The organism is Thalassotalea profundi (genome assembly GCF_014653195.1).
In the GTDB taxonomy this organism is placed as follows: Bacteria; Pseudomonadota; Gammaproteobacteria; order Enterobacterales; family Alteromonadaceae; genus Thalassotalea_B; species Thalassotalea_B profundi.
In genome coordinates this window covers 88,982-107,106 of the sequence record NZ_BNAH01000008.1, presented here as the reverse complement: position 1 = coordinate 107,106, position 18,125 = coordinate 88,982, and the positions used below count along the sequence as shown (strand labels likewise).

Here is an 18,125-nt window from a genome sequence, read left to right as displayed (position 1 = left end):
TAAATAATAAGTTCAGGTCATTTATTTTTGTTTTCCTATTAGCTCATAGGCAGCTTGAATATCTTGCGCTTTTTGTTTGGCTATTTCCATCATTTCAGGTGGTAAGCCTTTCGCAACCAGTTTATCAGGATGGTGCTGAGACATTTGTTTCCGGTAGGCCTTTTTAATCACTTGTGCGCTATCACTCGCATTAACACCTAATAATTTATATGCATTCTCTAATTGTTGTTTACTTGTACTTTGACTGGCACTGCCGCGATTTTGATTAAATTGAGCTCCGGCAATAATCATCTCTAAAAGCTGATCTAGTTGACTAACTGAAAAGCCTAATTGCTTAGCAATACGATGAAGTGCCGTGCGCTCTTCGTTGCCTAATTCACCATCAGCAAAAGCTACTTGTATTTGAATTTCCAAAAACATCAACATGAGATCTTGGCGGTTATAACAATATTTTTTTAACTTGTTTAATTCTTCATCTAAAGGAAATCCTGCCATTTTACCTTCATTAAAGGCATCTTGGGCTTGCTGTCTTAAATGAGTATCTAAACCAAGTTTGTCCATATAGGCATTAGCAAAGGCGATTTCATGTGCCGATACACGACCATCAGCTTTAGCGATATAACCCATAACTGCAAAACTTGTGTAGAAAAATACTTGTTGGCGCTGTCCTTCATTTTTTTGATTTAAAGCATCAAAATCAAACGATAAACCTTTATCAAACTTATGGCCAATCCATGCCCCCAATAAAGCACCAAATATATTCTTGCTAAGCATTAACCCAAATAAAAAGCCGAAAACTTTTCCCCAAATACGCATATTACTCATGTGCTCCCAAATAAGTGTTTACTTGCTTTAATCTCTCAGGTGTTCCTACATCAGTCCAATAACACGTGAGTAGTTCGCCTTTAATCAAACCTTGATTTGCATAATTCTTTAAACTTGGACCTAATTTCATCACATTATCTTTTTCATTGTTTGTATCTGCTAATAATTGATAGAAAAATTTAGCTTTATATAAGCCAATGCCACTGAAGGTATAGTTAGGTATTTGACTATCTTGAGCTTGAGTTTCTAACTCATCATGAGTCGCTGGCAGTAGCGAGATTTTGTTATCGATTAGATAAAAATCGCCTGTTAAGTTATGCGCAGGATTTGGCACTAACCATAAATGTGCTAAATCTGTGTTAGATAATATCGGTAATTCACTAAAATCATAATCCACATAAATATCACCATTGACAACCAAGAAAGTCTCTTCTTTAGCGCATTCATCTTGATGGTTAACCAACAAAGGCAAAGCTTTTATAATCCCACCCGCAGTTTCGAGCGCATACGGCTTTTCCCTACTATAATGTAATTTAACATTCCAACGACTACCATCTTGTAAATATTGTTCTATCTTGTCACCTAACCATGCCAAATTGATCACAATATCGGTAATCCCCACTGAAGCCAATTTAATAATATGGTGCTCAATTAACGGCATACCATTAACTTCTAATAAAGGTTTTGGTGTATGATCTGTTAGTGGTTTTAAGCGCTCTCCCCTTCCTGCAGCTAAGATCATGGCTTTCACTATTGGTATTCCCTAACAACATTAAGAGGTTTTGAAGTTAACTTCGCTAATTTAGGTAATACTTTTTCTGACACTAATTTAGCTAAAAAGGTTAACGAATCATACTGGCTACTAATATCAACAATGTAAGAGAGTGTTAATGGAATATCTTTTAAATAACTCGTTTTATTGTCTCTATGATATAGCCTTGCAAAAATACCACTGGCTTTTATATGGCGCTGTAATCCCATTAAATCAAACCAAATTTGCCATTGTTCCTTCGATATACCGGTTAAGTTGTGCTCGACCGTTTGTAACGCAATAAAATGGTCTAAAAGTTCTGATACATTTTCATTAGGCCACTTAAGATAACAATCTCTTAATAATGACACGATATCGTAGGTAATAGGACCGCGAACAGCATCTTGAAAATCAATAATTGCTAGCTGTTTATCCGCTGTTTGCATGATATTTCGACTATGATAATCCCTATGCATTGTCACTTGAGGCTGTGACAATGCATTGTCTATTAACACAGCAAAACATTGTTCAAGTTGGAAGTTTTCTTGGTCAGTTAACACTATCGCTAAATGCTCATTAAGTAACCATTCAACAAAAATATTTAATTCTGTTTGAATAAAGCTCTCATCAAAAACAGGAAAGCTTTCACACGGTAATTTCGATATTTTAGGTAAAATAGCTATCGCTTGCTGATAATAAAACGCCATTGTCTCTAGAGAGACAATATCACTCAATAAAGTATCACCTAAATCAGATAAACAAAAAAAACCTTCACTTTTATTTTCAGCAATTATTTGGGGAACTTGTATATTCGCTTCCTGTAACAGATGTTGAATTTTATTAAAGGCAACGTTATTACACCATTGTGCTGGGGAGTCTACAGCTATAAATATTTGATTTTTATATTTAAAACGGAAATACCTTCTAAAGCCAGCATCACCATTCATCGCTAATAGCACTATTTTTTTAGCCGAAAATACTTCGCTAAGCCAAGTAATTAATTGCGATTGACGAACATCTTCTATCAAATCAACACTCCATAATAATTTTGTACAATATAACCAATTAAGCTGATAAAGAAAATTGCTATATTATTTCAGAATTTAACGGTAAAATATGCAATCTTGCTTGGTACTTTTTTTCAGAAACCTATTTATCGGATATTAAATGCTTTTTTTTCGCAGAACTTTTTCGCTTTTCGCTTTGCTTTACCTAAGCCAAAGCTCTGCCCAAGAAAATTCTTCTGTGCCTGACATTCGCTCTTGCCCAATCCCTGTTTACGCGCCTATTGATAACCGTGCTTCAGATGCAAAAGACAACGCAGTCACTATTTTCTCACAAAATTCAAATATTATTAAGAATCAGCAAGCCTCTTTTTCTGGGGGCGTTACATTGATGAATAATAATCACGCTATTAATGCCAACGAATTAACAATTAATCGTCAGACCGAATCTATTTCGGCTTTAGGCGATATACATTTTCAGAATCAAGGAATTAATGTATTTGCTTCAAAGTTAATGGCAAGTGAACAAACACAAGAAACGCAATTACTTGATAGTGCATATCAACTCAATGGAAACCCTGGACACGGAAGTGCTGGCAGTATTTATGTAAATTTAGATGGTACTTTAAAGCTTATGGATTCAAGCTTTACCACTTGTTACGGTGAAGTTCCTGATTGGCAAATAGAAGCTAGCGAAATTAATATTTCTGCTAAGGATAATTTGGGGGAAGCTTACCATGCTCGCATCAAGTTATTTGATATACCTGTACTTTATATCCCCTATATCTCTTTTCCAGTAACCAACGAACGTAAGTCAGGTTTCCTTTATCCTGTAGTGAAATCATCAAACCAATCAGGTCTAATTGTTGAAGTACCTTATTATTTCAACATCGCTGAAAATATGGATGCTACTGTTACCCCTCGGCTGATTTCTAAACGAGGATTACAGCTGTTAACCGAATTCCGTTATTTATCGGGACAACAATCAGGTGAAATTAACCTAGAATATTTAGATAAAGACAATAATTTAAAAATTAATCAAGATCCTCGCTATCTCGCACGTTTCGAACATGTGGGTACTTTTTCTGAACGCTTTAGAGCCTATGTAGATTACACAACTATAAGTGATGACAATTACCTCGTCGATTTAGATACTGAGCAATATAATGCCAATGACGCTTATTTGTATCAAGTAGGTGAATTAGCCTATTTTGGTGAAACTTGGCAAGCAAAAATGCAATTTCAAGATTTTGAGGTCCTAGGTGATCATAAAGCCAGTTATAAAACACTGCCTCATATAGAAATAAAAAGCACGACAGCTTTACCTTTCTTAAATGGCCAGTTTGATGTTTATTCTGAGCTCACTAGTTTTAAATCTAGCGATAGAGATATCCCCGAAGCTGAACGCTATCATATTGAAGCAGGCGCGATATTCCCCTTATCTACCCCCGCTTGGTTTTTAACATCTGAATTTAAATTGTTACAAACACACTATGAACAAAAGCGCATTCCAGTAAACAGTCTTCTTGAAGATAGTGTTAACCGTACTCTTCCTAAAGTACGTTTACATGGCGGTATCAACTTAGAACGTGACATCTCTCTTTTTGATGGAAATTTCTTACAAACACTCGAGCCTCAATTACAGTATTTATATGTTCCTAATAAAGATCAAAGTAATATCGGCGTGTATGATACAACCGTATTACAAGACGATTATAGCGGTTTATTTCGCGATAAACGCTTCAGCGGCCTTGACCGTATAGCACAAGCTAATCAGTACTCTTGGGGGGTTACTAGCCGAATATTATCCCAAAGCAACGATGAACTATTTAGACTCAGTTTAGGTCGTATTGTTTATTTAAATGAAGATAATATTACCGCAGGTAAAAATGTTGCAGAAGATGAATCAGCATTAGCCTCAGAGGTTTTTTGGCAGTTTAGTCGTAAATGGCAGTTTAGCAGTGATATTCAATACAACACAAAAACTAATACAACAAACAAGAGTCAGAGTAGCTTAGATTATCAATATTCAAATAATCAGACAATTCAATTGAACCATCGCTACTCAAGTAATGTCTCAGGTACTAGTCTTGAACAAGTTTCAGTGTTGACAAGCTATCAATTGAACCCAGATTGGCAATTTGTCGGCCGAGTGACACAAGATTTACAAAACAAACGTAGCTTAGAAAGCTACTTAGGATTACAGTATGAAAGTTGTTGTTGGGCTATTCGCATAGCTTACCATCGCCATATTAATTCAAAAATTGACGAGCAAGGCTTTATTAATGAAAACCGCGATGAATTTGATAGTGGTTTTATGTTAGAGTTCGTTATCAAAGGATTAAGTGGAGGCAAAGCAAGAGTGAATACAGAAGACATGTTTAACGCAAGTATCTTTGGCTACAAGCGTCCTTACTTTCTCAATAATTAGATTAAAGAAAATTTACCTACATGAAAAATAAATTAAAATTAATTAGCTGCGCTTTTTTACTTTGTACTAGCGCAATAACCTCTGCACAAGAAGTCGTTATTGATAAAGTTGCTGCTATAGTCAACTCAGGTGTTGTATTAGAATCAGAAGTAAGGGACTTAATACAAACAGTTAAAAATCAATCAGCTAAAAGTAATCAAGACTTACCCTCAGATGCAGCTCTACGTGTACAAGTTATGGATAAACTTATTAATGACGCATTAATGGTACAAATTGGCGAACGTATGGGGATTCAAATCAGCGATGCACAACTTGACTCAACTTTAACAAGTATGGCGCAGGAAAATAACTTATCATTAGAACAGTTTCGAACTACCATTGAAGCCGATGGTGTTCAATATGACAAGTTTCGTGAGTCAATTCGTACCGAGTTAATCACAGGTGAGGTCAAACGAGGTAGCCTTCGTCGCCGCATTTACATTTCGCCTCAAGAAGTATCTAACTTACTTAGCGCGATGAAAGAGCAAACTAATAATGATGTTGAATATCATTTAGGTCATATATTAATTGAGTTTCCACCTGAGCCAACACAAGAAGATATGACAGCCGCTAGGGATAGAGCGCAAAAAGTAATAGAATTACTTAACAATGGCAGTGATTTTGCAAAAATAGCTATCGCATCATCTGGTGGAGATAAAGCATTAGAAGGTGGTGATTGGGGCTGGAAAAATATTAATGAAATGCCAACACTATTTTCTGAAATTATAGAAGGTAAAGAAAAAGGCGCTATTATCGGCCCTATCCGAACAGGACTAGGTTTTAGTATCGTAAAAGTTAAAGATATTCGTGGTCGTCAAGTGGTTGAGGTAGAAGAAGTAAGAGCTCGCCATATTCTTATTAAGCCTTCGATTATTTTAAGCGAAGCTAAAGCTGAAGCAATGCTTCAAGATTTTAGAGAGCAAATTATCGCTGGTGAAGCTGACTTTGCTGAACTTGCTAAAGAGCACTCAGAAGGACCGACTTCAGTAAAAGGCGGTGATTTAGGCTGGGCAGATCCTAGTATTTATGATCCTGCTTTTAAAGATGCCCTCGCTAGTTTAAAAGTTGATGAAATACAAAAACCTTTTAGATCTTCGTTTGGTTGGCACTTAGCTCAACTTACTGGCCGTCGAACTCTAGATGCTACAAAACAAATGAATGAGAATAAAGCTTACCAAATGCTATACCAACGTAAGTTTGGTATGGAAAGCACTCGTTGGATTAAAGAATTACGCGACGAAGCTTATATCGAAGTTTTTGAACCGAGTAACTAATTATGACTAAACGCATTGTAATTACCCCTGGTGAACCAGCGGGTATTGGTCCAGATCTTGTAATTGCAATCGCTCAAAAAGCATGGCCTGTACAAATTGTTGTTGTTGCCTCTCCCTCCTTATTAAAGGAACGTGCCCAGCAATTAGGTTTACCGTTGGCATTAGCTAATTACAATGAAAGTGAAGCTGCTACACCTCAAGCGGCAGGTACTCTCACTATCATACCATTAGAATTAAATGCACCTTGTATACCTGGTGAACTTAACCCTGAAAATGGACACTATGTTGTTGAAAGTTTACGTTTAGCCTGCGAAAAAAATATAACAGGTGAGTTTGACGCTGTTGTTACAGGCCCTGTTCATAAAGGTTTAATCAATAAAGCCGGAATTCCATTTAGTGGTCATACTGAATATTTTGCTCACCAAGCCAACTGTTCAGATGTGGTTATGATGCTAGCTACTGAAGGTTTACGCGTTGCTTTAGTCACTACTCACATTCCACTTGCTTATGTTTCCAAAGCGATAACGCGCGAGCGCCTACAAAAAGTTACCAGAATATTAAATAAAGATCTAATTGAAAAGTTTGGCATTCCAGAACCTAAAATATATGTTTGTGGCATAAACCCCCATGCTGGAGAAGATGGTCATTTAGGGCGTGAAGAAATTGAAGTTGTGATCCCTGCTTTAGATGAGTTAAGAGCAGAAGGTATGAAATTAATTGGTCCTCTACCTGCTGACACTATTTTTCAAGAAAAATACCTAAATCAGGCAGATGCCATTTTAAGTATGTTTCACGATCAAGGTTTACCCGTATTAAAATATAAAGGTTTTGGAAAGTCAGTAAACATAACTCTTGGTCTGCCTTTTATTAGAACCTCTGTTGATCACGGCACAGCATTAGAGCTCGCAGGCAAAAAAGGTGCCGATCCTGGTAGTTTTTATGAAGCAATCAACACCGCTATTGCCTTAGCTAACAACCAAAATTAAGTCATTAAAAATGAAAAAAAATGTCCATTTAGGCCATCAAGCAAAAAAAAGATTTGGTCAAAACTTTCTTAATAATGATGCTATCATTAGTAAAATAGTCGATGCAATCAATCCTGAACCAAATGAAAACTTGATTGAAATTGGTCCAGGCCTTGGCGCACTAACCGAACCTGTTATTGAACGTGCGGGCCAACTGTCTGTGGTAGAATTAGACAGAGACTTAGCTCATCGATTAAAGCATCACCCGTTTTTAGCGCCAAAGCTTACTATATATGAACAAGACGCATTAAAGTTTGACTTTGCAAAGTTAGCTACACCAGAGCGTCCCTTACGTATTTTTGGTAACTTGCCTTATAATATTTCAACGCCTTTAATTTTTCATTTACTTACATTTAAAGCGCAAGTAAAAGACATGCACTTTATGTTGCAGAAAGAAGTTGTTGAGCGTATGGCATCAGGACCTGATCGTAAATCTTATGGGCGTTTATCTATTATGACGCAATATCAGTGTCAAGTAATACCAGTCATGGAAATTGGTCCTGAAGCATTTACCCCGCCACCTAAAGTGGATTCGGCTATCGTAAGATTAATTCCTCACAAAACCATTAAAAATCCAGTGAAGGAACTATCATCTCTCAATCGCGTTTGTTTAGCTGCGTTCAATCAGCGTCGAAAAACTATTAGAAATAGTTTTAAAAAACTAATAAGTGCTGAGCAATTAGAGTCGTTAAAGATCGACCCTAGCATTCGCCCTGAAAATTTAACGTTAGAAGATTTCATCAAACTTGCTAACTTTATTACTGATAACCCACCTGTAGAATCAGACTAATGACTGCTGAGCTAGAATCTCTAACCAATAAAATTCAAGTCTCTGTAAATAGCGAGTTTGTCACTAAACTCACTGAGCAAGGAACCCCTCTTTTTGTTTTTAGTTATACAGTAAACATTGAAAATAAAAGCGACCAAGCTGTAAAACTCATTTCTAGGTATTGGCTAATTACCGACGGTGAAGGAAAAGAAATGGAAGTCGCTGGTGATGGGGTTATAGGTAAACAACCCGTGATCCCACCAAAGGGGCACTACCAATATAGCAGTGGTTGTCACTTAAACACTCCTTTTGGCACCATGCAAGGCCACTATAATATGCATACTCAGAAGAATGACTCATTTCGCGTTAGCATTCCTATATTTCAATTAGCTCAACCATACTGCGTTAATTAAAAGATGGCGACTTATTTTGTCGGTGATATCCAAGGTTGTTATCAAGAGCTTATTGCCTTGCTAAGCCAAGTCAATTTTAATAAAAAACATGACCAATTATGGGTTGCAGGTGATATGGTGGCTAGAGGGCCTGATTCACTTGCAACTATTGAATATTTAATGTCGTTAGGTGAATGCGTTAAAGCTGTTTTAGGTAATCACGACTTACATTTACTAGCAATTATTGCTGGTCACAAAAAAGTCAAGAAACAAGATAAGTTAACCGAATTACTCGCAAGTCCTAATATTGATAAAATCGCTGATTGGCTTATCAAAACACCTTTATTAAGAAAGTTACCTAATGAAAATGTTTATATGTCACATGCTGGCATAAGCCCACAATGGTCAATTGTCACAGCTGAAAAACAAGCACGTCTCGCACAAAAAAAATTGCGTTCATCAGAACGAAATTTATGGTTAAAAAAAATGTATGGGGAGCAACCTAATTCTTGGGTTGACGCAATTACAGATGAACAAAAATTTCGCTATACCATTAATGCTTTTACTCGTATGAGATACTGTTTTTCAGATGGTTCATTGGAATTTAATTACAAAGTTCCACCCAATAAAGCTCCCAAAAATATTATCCCTTGGTTCCATTTATCTAAATCTCTTGAGCAATGTTACTGGATTTTTGGTCATTGGGCAGCGTTACAAGGTGACTTTACCCATAAAAATGCTTTTGCGCTCGATACTGGCTGTGTTTGGGGGCAACATTTAACATTACTCCATTGGGAAACTCGCCAGTTATATGCTCAGAATGCGATTAATATAAAAAACAATTAATTAGATCAAAAAATAATTTATATGATTTATACATAATAGGGGTGAAATATTACTCATTATGATTTAAAGTTAATTAATAAAAATTATAAATATACGAAAATTGTATATTCACTAACGTACATAATAAGGTGAGCTTAATGAACCTAACGGTAGCAATGAAAATTATTGGCGGCTTCGCCATTATTTCAATTTTACTTGTGTTATCAAGTGTAATGTCGTATGTCAATTTAAATACGATAGAAAAAGCCACATCAACTCAGAATGAACTAGCGATCCCCACATTAAAAGGAAGTAACTTACTTGCTAGCGATTTATTTGCTATCGGTGGGCTAACTCTTAGAGCTTTTTATCAAACTGAATTAGTTGAACTTAATAAAAATAAAGAGTCGTATAAAGAGTTTCAAACAAGTTTCACCTCTGGTTTAAAAGATTTAACCGTTGTTGTACAAGCAGAAAAAAACCTGTTGAACAACCTAAAAAAAGTTGATGAGGTTTACGCATCAATTGAAAAAGATATCGAACAAGTTTTTGAAAATAGAACAAACAGTATCAACAGTAAACTCAACCTGATTTCAGCTATTGATATACTAGAAGAAAAAGCAGATGATGCTGCTACACTCATGCTTGACTTAGCTGACCACGATTTAGCGGATACGAAACTTCAACGCGCTTTATCGTTAGGCGAATCTATTGAAACATCATTTAATAGTTTAGTTTCTTCAGGTTTTGAATATAGAGATAACATAAACCCTTCATCTGTTGAACTTATTGAAAGCGAAATAGGCCGAGTTCACGAGGAAGTAACCAGAGCATCTAAAGAAATTATTAATGAATTAATTAATAATGGCGCTGATGACATTGCAAATGAATTCAATGTTATTATGGCTCAAATCGAAGAATCTATAACAAGTGAAAATGGAATTTATCGTTATAAAAAATCACAATTAACTGCATTAGAAAACGCAAAAGTGAGTTTAGCGGCTTCTGAAGCTGATATTAACCATGCAAAAGAACTCCTTTCTAAGCAAGTTGATATGGCAAATATCACGACTAATGAAACCAGTGAATTAGTACAAAGCAGAGTCGCTAGTGGTACAACGCAAACCATTATTATATTACTTATTTCAATAGCTTTAGCCGTTGTAATTGCTTGGGCGACATTAATTAGTATTACCCGTCCATTAAGCCGAGTAAATGAAATGCTTAATGTTGTTGCTTCTGGTGACTTATCAAGAAAATTAGATGACAGTGGTAAAGATGAGTTTGCAACACTGTCACGTAATTGTAATACCTTAATAGACAGCTTACGCTCATTAATTCATGGTATTGTTAGCCGTTCAAGTCAACTTGCAACTGCCGCAGAACAAACATCAGCAGTGACAGCACAAAGCACAACCGCTATTGAAGAGCAACGTACGCAAGTTGAACAAGCAGCTTCTGCAACTACTGAAATGAGCAGTACGGCACAAAGTGTTCTATCTGGCGCTAATGATGCGTTAGGTGAAATTAAGCAAGCAGACGATGAAGCAGAGCGCGTTAAAGTTATTTCTGAACGCAACAAATCAACTATTGAATTATTAGCACGAGAAGTTGATGAAGCATCTATTGTTATTAATAAGCTTGAACAAGATAGTGCATCTATTGGTGGTATTTTGGATGTAATTCGCAGCATTGCCGACCAAACTAACCTGCTTGCTTTAAATGCTGCAATAGAGGCTGCACGTGCTGGTGAACATGGTCGTGGTTTTGCTGTTGTTGCAGATGAGGTGAGAACACTTGCCAGCAGAACTCAACAATCTACCCAAGAAATTCGAGATATGATTGAAGTACTACAAACTGGTGCTAATAAAGCTGTTGCAGTAATGGAAACAGGTAAACGACAAGCTGCAGACTGTGTTGCCCAAAGTGATGAAGCTACAGCGGCATTAGAAACAATCACTCATGCAGTGCATGAAGCATTTGACCGTAGTTCTCAAATAGCAACAGCAGCTGAAGAGCAAAGTGTGGTTGCACATGAAATTAGTGAAAACTTAGAATCCATTGTGGCGATTGCGGAACAAACAACAGCTGGTTCACAGCAAACAGCTGAATCAAGCAGTGAAGTTGCTCGCTTAGCCGAAGAGTTACAATCTTCTGTAAGAGAATTTAAACTTTAAATAAGTATAAAACCAAAAAAAAACGCCGAAAGGCGTTTTTTTATTTTATAGTCAAAAAACTTAATAATCATCAATATAGCAATTATTTAAACGATTCAATTTCAGCCAGAGCTTGAGTAAAGTCAGCTAGCTCCATTTCTAAAAATTCATCGTCATTTTGCCAGTCAACTCCAACGATGACATTATCTTCGTTTAAATCTTCAACCCAAAACTCAAACCAATCTGCCAAGCTGATTTCACATGGAATATAGTTTGCCCACTCATCGATACAGTGAGCTTGCGCTAATGATTTACTAGACCATAAAGGCATAACTTCACTGTCTTCAAAATTTATAGAGTCGAGTACAACCCAATCTTCACTCGCTTTATCTTGTAATGCCCATAACGTTTGTGATGTCTGACATTCGGCTAAAAAAGCAGAAAGAGTGGTATTTGTTTGGCTCATAATAAGGTTCTCGTTAGTTATAGAAAGTATCTGTTCCAGCACATGTAATTATAAACCACGTTGCCATTCTTGCCTTAAAGGCATTCGCTCAGGAGATGATAAAGCTGTATTAACCTGTGCAAGCAGGTTTGCTTTATCTTGTCCTAACACTCCTTTCAATACCAAATAATTAGAGGCATGATCAGAACGAAATATTGTTTTTTCTAGTGATAGATGCTCAAGTAGTATTTTCATTTCTTGAAATAATTCATGTTGATTTAACGGGATAAAATCATCATTAAACCCTTGTTCAAACCGCTCTTGACCTAAGGGAAAAGACACAACTAATGTAGATAAGTATTCAGGCTGACATAGGTTCATTAATTTGGCAGAGTTAATAGCATGTTGCTGAGAATACTTTGAACCGCCTAAGCCATTAAGGATCATTACAGAGCTTTTAATTCCAGCAGCTTTAACTTTTTTTAATGCCACGACAGAACTATCAAACGTTTCACCCTTATTTATAAAACCAAGAACCTCGTTATCACCACTCTCACAACCTACATAAAGTAATTTTAAACCTAGTCGCTGTAGCTCCGACAATTGCTCAACGGTTTTATTTTTTAAATTACGAGGTAAACAATAACTCGACACTCGTGTTACTTGGGGAAAGTATTGCTTAATTAAAAGTAGGATCGCTTTTAAGCGCTCAAACGGTAACATCATGGCATCACCATCGGCTAAGAAAACACGCCCAACAGGTAAGTTTGACGAAGCAACTTCAACAATTTCCTGTTCGATTAATTCTAACTTTTTCGGACGAAAATTTTTAGGCTCGCTAGTATACATTTCACAAAAAGTACACTTATTCCATGAACAGCCATTAGTGACTTGTAAAATTAAACTTTTCCACTCACTCGGTGGTCTAAAAACAGGTTCAATATAACTTAACGGATACATAAGATATGCCTATTAAATACTCACTTAAACTCGGTGATAAACACAAAAACCTAGATCATAACTATTTTTGTCATCTGCTTGATAATGATCACAACTTACTTTTTTCCAATGATTACCCGTATCATACTCTGGAAACTGGGTATCACCATCGATAGAGCCTTTAATATGAGTAATATATAAACGATCTGCCGAAGGCAAACAATGTGCATAAATAGCCCCGCCACCGATAACCATCACCTCTTCCACTTTACCTGCCGCTTCGAGCGCTTGCTCAACGGAAGTCACAGTTTTAACACCATCTGCGTGATAACTTTCATCTCGCGAAATAACAATATTCTGCCTACCTGGTAATGGACGACCAATAGACTCAAAGGTTTTACGTCCCATAATAACGGGCTTACCTAAGGTTATTTTTTTAAAGTAAGCAAGGTCTGCTGGTAAATGCCATGGCATGGTATTGTCTTTGCCAATAATACGATTATCTGCATGTGCAACAATCATTGAGAGAATAGTCATTACAACTCACTGCTCCAAATAAGTTAACGAATAACAATAGTGTAAGGGATAACACTGTACGCTTAAACAAAAAAGGCGCAGTATTGTTACTGCGCCTTTAAAAGCAAATAAAAAATTACCTACGGTATTCAACTTCTACATCGTAGTCATCTTCATCCCAGTCATCATCATCATCGAGATCATCATTAAGATCATTAACTGTGTCTTGATGATAGGTATCCCATTTAAATTCAACCGACTTATCTTCAGGACTAATTTCATCTTCTACTGCTGGTAATGAGTCAATAAAATCCATCACTTGAGTACACAAAGTATCAGTACCTAATTTATTAAATGCCGAAATACTATGAACAGGGCCTTGCCAATCAAGTGCTTCAATAATTTTATCAGTAATTTCCTTTGCTTCATCTTCAAACATTAAATCAATTTTATTGAAAATTAACCATCGAGGTTTAGACGCTAACTTTTCTGAATGCTGAGATAATTCATTAATAATAGTCTTAGCGTTTTCGATTGGATCAGAACCATCGACAGGCATAATATCAACAACATGCAGAAGAATTCGACAACGCTCTAAATGCTTTAAAAATTGCGTTCCCAAACCTGCACCATCAGCAGCACCTTCTATAAGCCCTGGAATATCTGCAATAACAAAGCTACGTTCGGCACTTAATCTTACGACCCCTAAATTAGGGACTAAGGTTGTAAAAGGGTAATCAGCTACTTTGGGTTTTGCTGCAGACACACTGCGTATTAATGTAGATTTACCCGCATTAGGTAGTCCAAGTAAACCAACATCAGCAAGTAGTAACAACTCTAATTTAATATTACGAATTTCCCCTGGTGTGCCATCAGTTTTTTGACGAGGGGCCCGATTAGTACTACTTTTAAAGCGTGTATTACCTAAACCATGCCACCCACCTTTAGCAACTAAAAGCTTTTGTTCATGCTTGGTTAAATCACCCAGCTGCTCATCGGTATCAATATCTACAGCACGCGTACCTATAGGTACCTTTAAATAAAGCGCCTCTGAGCTTTTTCCCGTGCAATCACGACTTCTGCCATTTTCTCCACGCTTAGCGCGATGAAAACGTTCAAATTGATAATCAATTAAGGTATTTAGGTTTTCATCAGCAATGAGATAAACATCACCGCCATCGCCACCATCACCGCCATTAGGGCCACCAAACTCTATGTACTTTTCTTTACGAAAACTTACACAGCCGTTGCCGCCGTCACCAGCCTCAACCCTAATTTCAACTTCATCAACAAATTTCATGGTGTTTTAACAAACTCCAATATCATTACTATGCTGGTATTATAAGCGATTTTTACCACTAACAATAACTATCCATAATTAATTTTTTATTTATAGCTTAAATAAGCCAAAAAAAAACCCTGCTGAAATGCAGGGTTTTTCAAATCAGTAGTATTATTATTCAGAAACAATACTTACAAATTTACGGTTTTTAGCACCTTTAACGTCAAACTGAACTTTACCGTCAGTTAATGCGAATAAAGTGTGGTCTTTACCGATACCCATGTTGCTACCCGCGTGGAATTTAGTACCACGTTGACGAACAATAATGTTACCTGCTAATACTGATTCACCACCAAAACGCTTAACACCTAAACGTTTGCTTTCTGAATCACGACCATTTTTGGTACTACCTGCTGCCTTCTTATGTGCCATTTTAAATCGCTCCTAAATTAGCCGTTAATACCAGTAATTTTCACTTCAGTGAACCATTGGCGATGGCCCGCTTGTTTGCGTGAATGCTTACGACGTTTAAATTTAACAATTTTAACTTTATCAGCGCGACCTTGAGTTAACACCTCAGCCACAACTTTACCACCAGCAATGTAAGGCGCACCTACATTGATGTTCTCGCCATCGGCGATCATTAATACGTTATCGAATTCTACTGACGCACCAACTTCAAGTTCAATTTTCTCTAGACGAACTGTTTGGCCTTCAGTTACACGATGCTGTTTACCACCGCTCTGGAATACCGCGTACATAGCTACTCCGTACTGCGTTCATTTATTAAACGCATAAATTTAAAAATATAGGGCGCGAATTCTACTCGAAGGATAAACTTAAGGCAAGCACAAATAACATTTATTATTTAATATTTGAAACATTTAATAGAAACCTTCTTTATCAAAAAAAATCGTGTAAACTTTGTTACAAATTTTACCCTCCAATTATATGTGTATATTTCATCGTTAGGCTTTATGGATATTAAAGACATTCAATCACTTGCTCAGCAAGACATGGCATTAGTTAATGACCTTATTTACTCCCAACTACAATCAGATGTAGCCTTAATCAATCAACTAGGCATTTACATTGTGAACGCCGGTGGGAAACGTATGCGTCCAATGTTAACCACCTTAGCCGCCAGAGCGTTGAATTATAAAGGCACTCAACATATAGACCTTGCAGCTATTATTGAATTTATTCATACAGCAACGCTATTGCATGATGATGTGGTTGATGAATCCGATATGCGCAGAGGACGTGAAACCGCAAATGCCTTATTTGGCAATAGTGCTAGTGTACTCGTAGGAGACTTTCTTTATACCCGCTCTTTTCAAATGATGACTAAATTGCAAAATATGCGGGTAATGGATATTTTATCCGACGTTACAAATATTGTCGCCGAAGGTGAAGTGTTGCAATTAATGAATTGTAACGATGCCAGTACTACTGAAGAAAGTTACATGCAGGTTATTTATTGTAAAACCGCTAAATTATTTGAGGCAGCAACTCAATTAGCCGCAGTTATTGGTGAGCACGACTCTAAAACTGAAGAAGCAATGATAGATTACGGCAAATATCTCGGTACAGCTTTTCAACTTGTTGATGATATTATGGACTACACAGCTGATGCGCAAGCTATGGGTAAAAATGTCGGCGATGATTTATCTGAGGGTAAACCTACACTCCCCTTAATTTATGCGATGCAACATGGTAGTGCTGAACAAGCAAAGTTAATCAAAGAAGCAATTGAAAAATGTAACGGTATGGATAACCTTGACGCTATTCTCACAGCAATGGAAGAAACGGGATCCTTACGCTATGCACAGAAAATTGCAGAGCAAGAAGCCGATAAAGCGATAGATGCTATTTCAATTTTACCTGCATCTGACTACAAACAAGCGTTAATTTCGTTAGCGCATATTGCCGCTAATAGATCCGTATAATCGTCTTATTTTAAGTTTCTGGCATTCTACCATTAAATACTGGATGCCAGCTTATTGGTTATGTTTCACATCGAATTCCCGTAGTGTCGAATAGCCTTAAATGATTATAATTTCAACAATCCAATAAAACAGCTATACTCTTGTAATAGACAAAAAAACATAAAATTATAGCCTTTCAAAATCAAAAATTGGCAATAGCGTTAATATGCAAAAAGTATTGAAGTACCCTTTTATTTTACTCCTATTACTTAGTAGTACATTCCCTAGTAATGCCAATCAGCTCATTTTTGTGGCAGAAGACTTACCACCATTTCATTTTTTAGATGCTAACAATAAGCCTACAGGAGCTTTGGTTGAAGTCATTGAAGCTATGTTGCTTAAAACAAGATACACCGGCTTTATAAACTTAATGCCTTTCGCACATAGTTATGATGCAGCATTAAATCAAAAAAATACTCTTATATTTTCTTTAATGAAAACAACTAAGCGTAGTAAATATTTTCAATGGATTGGCCATATTTATAAAAGCAAAGCTTTTTTAATTGGGTTACGTAGCCGAACAGATATCAATATTCATAGTTTAGAAGAAGCAAAATCATTTGTTGTGGGTACGATACGAGGGTATCACTCTGAGGAGTATTTAAAAAACGCTGGTTTTTCTACCCCGCAAAACTTGCACTTATCTGTTAATTATAAACATATGTGGGGGATGTTATTCGGACGTCATATTGACTTTATTTTAACTAATTTTGTTGCCATAGATAGAGAAATGAAAAGTATTGGATTTGATAAAGAAGAAATTAAACCAATCGTAGAATTATATGACTTTCCCGGAGATTTGTTTATAGCAACGGGATTGACGACATCAGATAAAGTCGTTTCAGAGTTATCTGATGCATTACATAAGATTAAAGACGATGGCACTTACCAAAAAATTATAGATAAATGGGGATTATAAAAGTAAAAAGTTAACTCTAAACCGCTTTTAATTTTTCCAACAAATCATGAATTTCAGCTTTGAGCTCTTTATCTATAATTTTATTACTGCTAATTTTAGCATGTTCTAAATACTCAATCGCCCCTGCTTTATCCCCTAAATCAACTTTTAACGCCGCAATTGAAAACCCAATAGAAGAACGAAAATCTTTATCATTGATCGCTTCAGCTTTTGCTAAGGCTTTTTGATAAATGGTAACTGCTAATGCTAAATCATCAGTAAAATCAGCTAGCGTTTCCCACTGTACCGGATGGTCTTTATCGGTATTTTCATTATCTTCACATAATTGAGTTAATTCTGAATAATAAGAATCAAACGCTGTTTGGTTTTCTTCTTGAGCCGCTGCTAATAATTCGTCCGTTAAAGCAAGTACTTGTTTATATATTTTGGTATTCATGTGTTTATCTATGTGTCACAAGAAGTTACATGGAGTATAACGTTTTTATAATAACTAAACAGAATTATAGATAATAAAGTGACTAAATATCGTTATTTTTAGTCTAACA

At 36.3% G+C, this 18,125-nt stretch carries 19 protein-coding genes; 9 read left to right on the top strand and 10 right to left on the bottom strand.

The annotated features are described in order from the left end of the window. Nucleotides 1-21: 21 nt before the first annotated feature. The 3 genes from djlA to IE155_RS11070 are packed head-to-tail and all read right to left on the bottom strand — an operon-like array spanning nucleotide 22 to nucleotide 2,604. Nucleotides 22-825, bottom strand: a complete 804-nt coding sequence (gene djlA, locus IE155_RS11080) for a co-chaperone DjlA (RefSeq protein WP_229817234.1) — start codon at nucleotides 823-825, stop codon at nucleotides 22-24. Further along, entirely contained in the window at nucleotides 818-1,576 is a 759-nt protein-coding gene (murU, locus tag IE155_RS11075; protein ID WP_189378325.1) for an N-acetylmuramate alpha-1-phosphate uridylyltransferase MurU, read from the bottom strand. Before murU ends, djlA begins: the two co-directional genes overlap by 8 nt. Continuing rightward, nucleotides 1,576-2,604: an aminoglycoside phosphotransferase family protein gene (locus tag IE155_RS11070; protein WP_189378324.1), complete on the bottom strand. Its 1,029-nt coding sequence runs from the start codon at nucleotides 2,602-2,604 to the stop codon at nucleotides 1,576-1,578. Before IE155_RS11070 ends, murU begins: the two co-directional genes overlap by 1 nt. Nucleotides 2,605-2,743: 139 nt before the next feature. On the opposite strand from IE155_RS11070, the gene IE155_RS11065 reads away from it, so the two are divergent. From IE155_RS11065 to IE155_RS11035, 7 genes are all read left to right on the top strand, one after another. Continuing rightward, nucleotides 2,744-5,011 (top strand): LPS-assembly protein LptD, encoded by a 2,268-nt coding sequence (locus IE155_RS11065; RefSeq protein ID WP_189378323.1) that lies wholly within the window; start codon nucleotides 2,744-2,746, stop codon nucleotides 5,009-5,011. 20 nt (nucleotides 5,012-5,031) lie between these two features. Further along, nucleotides 5,032-6,324, top strand: a complete 1,293-nt coding sequence (surA, locus tag IE155_RS11060; protein ID WP_189378322.1) for a peptidylprolyl isomerase SurA — start codon at nucleotides 5,032-5,034, stop codon at nucleotides 6,322-6,324. Next, complete coding sequence (gene pdxA, locus IE155_RS11055; protein ID WP_189378390.1) at nucleotides 6,324-7,310, top strand: 4-hydroxythreonine-4-phosphate dehydrogenase PdxA; 987 nt, start codon at nucleotides 6,324-6,326, stop codon at nucleotides 7,308-7,310. The genes surA and pdxA overlap by 1 nt, the downstream gene beginning before the upstream one ends. A 10-nt stretch (nucleotides 7,311-7,320) precedes the next feature. Continuing rightward, nucleotides 7,321-8,139 carry a 16S rRNA (adenine(1518)-N(6)/adenine(1519)-N(6))-dimethyltransferase RsmA gene (rsmA, locus tag IE155_RS11050; protein WP_189378321.1) on the top strand — a complete coding sequence of 273 codons (819 nt, stop codon included), beginning with the start codon at nucleotides 7,321-7,323 and terminating at the stop codon, nucleotides 8,137-8,139. Further along, entirely contained in the window at nucleotides 8,139-8,531 is a 393-nt protein-coding gene (gene apaG / locus IE155_RS11045; protein WP_189378320.1) for a Co2+/Mg2+ efflux facilitator ApaG/CorD, read from the top strand. The genes rsmA and apaG overlap by 1 nt, the downstream gene beginning before the upstream one ends. Nucleotides 8,532-8,534: 3 nt before the next feature. Continuing rightward, the gene (locus IE155_RS11040) at nucleotides 8,535-9,356 is read left to right on the top strand and encodes a symmetrical bis(5'-nucleosyl)-tetraphosphatase (protein WP_189378319.1); all 822 of its coding nucleotides are present in this window, start codon (nucleotides 8,535-8,537) and stop codon (nucleotides 9,354-9,356) included. Between the two features lie 137 nt (nucleotides 9,357-9,493). Beyond that, on the top strand, nucleotides 9,494-11,512 hold the full coding sequence (locus IE155_RS11035) for a HAMP domain-containing methyl-accepting chemotaxis protein (protein ID WP_189378318.1): 2,019 nt from the start codon (nucleotides 9,494-9,496) through the stop codon (nucleotides 11,510-11,512). 82 nt (nucleotides 11,513-11,594) lie between these two features. On the opposite strand, the gene IE155_RS11030 is transcribed toward IE155_RS11035, so the two are convergent. The 6 genes from IE155_RS11030 to rplU all read right to left on the bottom strand — a co-directional run bounded on the left by IE155_RS11030 (nucleotide 11,595) and on the right by rplU (nucleotide 15,434). Continuing rightward, on the bottom strand, nucleotides 11,595-11,957 hold the full coding sequence (locus tag IE155_RS11030) for a DUF2750 domain-containing protein (protein ID WP_189378317.1): 363 nt from the start codon (nucleotides 11,955-11,957) through the stop codon (nucleotides 11,595-11,597). A gap of 48 nt (nucleotides 11,958-12,005) precedes the next feature. Next, entirely contained in the window at nucleotides 12,006-12,896 is an 891-nt protein-coding gene (locus tag IE155_RS11025; protein ID WP_189378316.1) for a radical SAM protein, read from the bottom strand. A gap of 24 nt (nucleotides 12,897-12,920) precedes the next feature. Further along, nucleotides 12,921-13,412 (bottom strand): type 3 dihydrofolate reductase, encoded by a 492-nt coding sequence (folA, locus tag IE155_RS11020; RefSeq protein WP_189378315.1) that lies wholly within the window; start codon nucleotides 13,410-13,412, stop codon nucleotides 12,921-12,923. Nucleotides 13,413-13,527: 115 nt separating this feature from the next. Further along, nucleotides 13,528-14,691: an Obg family GTPase CgtA gene (gene cgtA / locus IE155_RS11015; protein WP_189378314.1), complete on the bottom strand. Its 1,164-nt coding sequence runs from the start codon at nucleotides 14,689-14,691 to the stop codon at nucleotides 13,528-13,530. Between the two features lie 156 nt (nucleotides 14,692-14,847). Next, entirely contained in the window at nucleotides 14,848-15,105 is a 258-nt protein-coding gene (gene rpmA, locus IE155_RS11010; protein WP_189378313.1) for a 50S ribosomal protein L27, read from the bottom strand. A gap of 17 nt (nucleotides 15,106-15,122) precedes the next feature. After that, entirely contained in the window at nucleotides 15,123-15,434 is a 312-nt protein-coding gene (rplU, locus tag IE155_RS11005; RefSeq protein WP_189378312.1) for a 50S ribosomal protein L21, read from the bottom strand. A gap of 216 nt (nucleotides 15,435-15,650) precedes the next feature. On the opposite strand from rplU, the gene ispB reads away from it, so the two are divergent. Then, nucleotides 15,651-16,622, top strand: a complete 972-nt coding sequence (ispB, locus tag IE155_RS11000; RefSeq protein ID WP_189378311.1) for an octaprenyl diphosphate synthase — start codon at nucleotides 15,651-15,653, stop codon at nucleotides 16,620-16,622. A gap of 205 nt (nucleotides 16,623-16,827) precedes the next feature. Then, a complete protein-coding gene (locus tag IE155_RS10995) occupies nucleotides 16,828-17,580 on the top strand; it encodes a substrate-binding periplasmic protein (RefSeq protein WP_189378310.1) in 753 nt (250 codons plus the stop codon). 16 nt (nucleotides 17,581-17,596) lie between these two features. On the opposite strand, the gene IE155_RS10990 is transcribed toward IE155_RS10995, so the two are convergent. After that, nucleotides 17,597-18,016: a tetratricopeptide repeat protein gene (locus tag IE155_RS10990; protein WP_189378309.1), complete on the bottom strand. Its 420-nt coding sequence runs from the start codon at nucleotides 18,014-18,016 to the stop codon at nucleotides 17,597-17,599. Nucleotides 18,017-18,125 lie beyond the last annotated feature (109 nt).

Bases quoted from the DNA above. Each gene is read 5' to 3' on its own strand.
- IE155_RS11025 (WP_189378316.1), bottom strand. From the start codon at position 12,896: ATGTATCCGTTAAGTTATATTGAACCTGTTTTTAGACCACCGAGTGAG.
- IE155_RS11040 (WP_189378319.1), top strand. From the start codon at position 8,535: ATGGCGACTTATTTTGTCGGTGATATCCAAGGTTGTTATCAAGAGCTT.
- rpmA (WP_189378313.1), bottom strand. From the start codon at position 15,105: ATGGCACATAAGAAGGCAGCAGGTAGTACCAAAAATGGTCGTGATTCA.
- rplU (WP_189378312.1), bottom strand. From the start codon at position 15,434: ATGTACGCGGTATTCCAGAGCGGTGGTAAACAGCATCGTGTAACTGAA.
- surA (WP_189378322.1), top strand. From the start codon at position 5,032: ATGAAAAATAAATTAAAATTAATTAGCTGCGCTTTTTTACTTTGTACT.
- apaG (WP_189378320.1), top strand. From the start codon at position 8,139: ATGACTGCTGAGCTAGAATCTCTAACCAATAAAATTCAAGTCTCTGTA.
- IE155_RS10995 (WP_189378310.1), top strand. From the start codon at position 16,828: ATGCAAAAAGTATTGAAGTACCCTTTTATTTTACTCCTATTACTTAGT.
- djlA (WP_229817234.1), bottom strand. From the start codon at position 825: ATGAGTAATATGCGTATTTGGGGAAAAGTTTTCGGCTTTTTATTTGGG.
- IE155_RS11065 (WP_189378323.1), top strand. From the start codon at position 2,744: ATGCTTTTTTTTCGCAGAACTTTTTCGCTTTTCGCTTTGCTTTACCTA.
- cgtA (WP_189378314.1), bottom strand. From the start codon at position 14,691: ATGAAATTTGTTGATGAAGTTGAAATTAGGGTTGAGGCTGGTGACGGC.
- folA (WP_189378315.1), bottom strand. From the start codon at position 13,412: ATGACTATTCTCTCAATGATTGTTGCACATGCAGATAATCGTATTATT.
- IE155_RS10990 (WP_189378309.1), bottom strand. From the start codon at position 18,016: ATGAATACCAAAATATATAAACAAGTACTTGCTTTAACGGACGAATTA.
- IE155_RS11035 (WP_189378318.1), top strand. From the start codon at position 9,494: ATGAACCTAACGGTAGCAATGAAAATTATTGGCGGCTTCGCCATTATT.
- IE155_RS11030 (WP_189378317.1), bottom strand. From the start codon at position 11,957: ATGAGCCAAACAAATACCACTCTTTCTGCTTTTTTAGCCGAATGTCAG.
- ispB (WP_189378311.1), top strand. From the start codon at position 15,651: ATGGATATTAAAGACATTCAATCACTTGCTCAGCAAGACATGGCATTA.
- rsmA (WP_189378321.1), top strand. From the start codon at position 7,321: ATGAAAAAAAATGTCCATTTAGGCCATCAAGCAAAAAAAAGATTTGGT.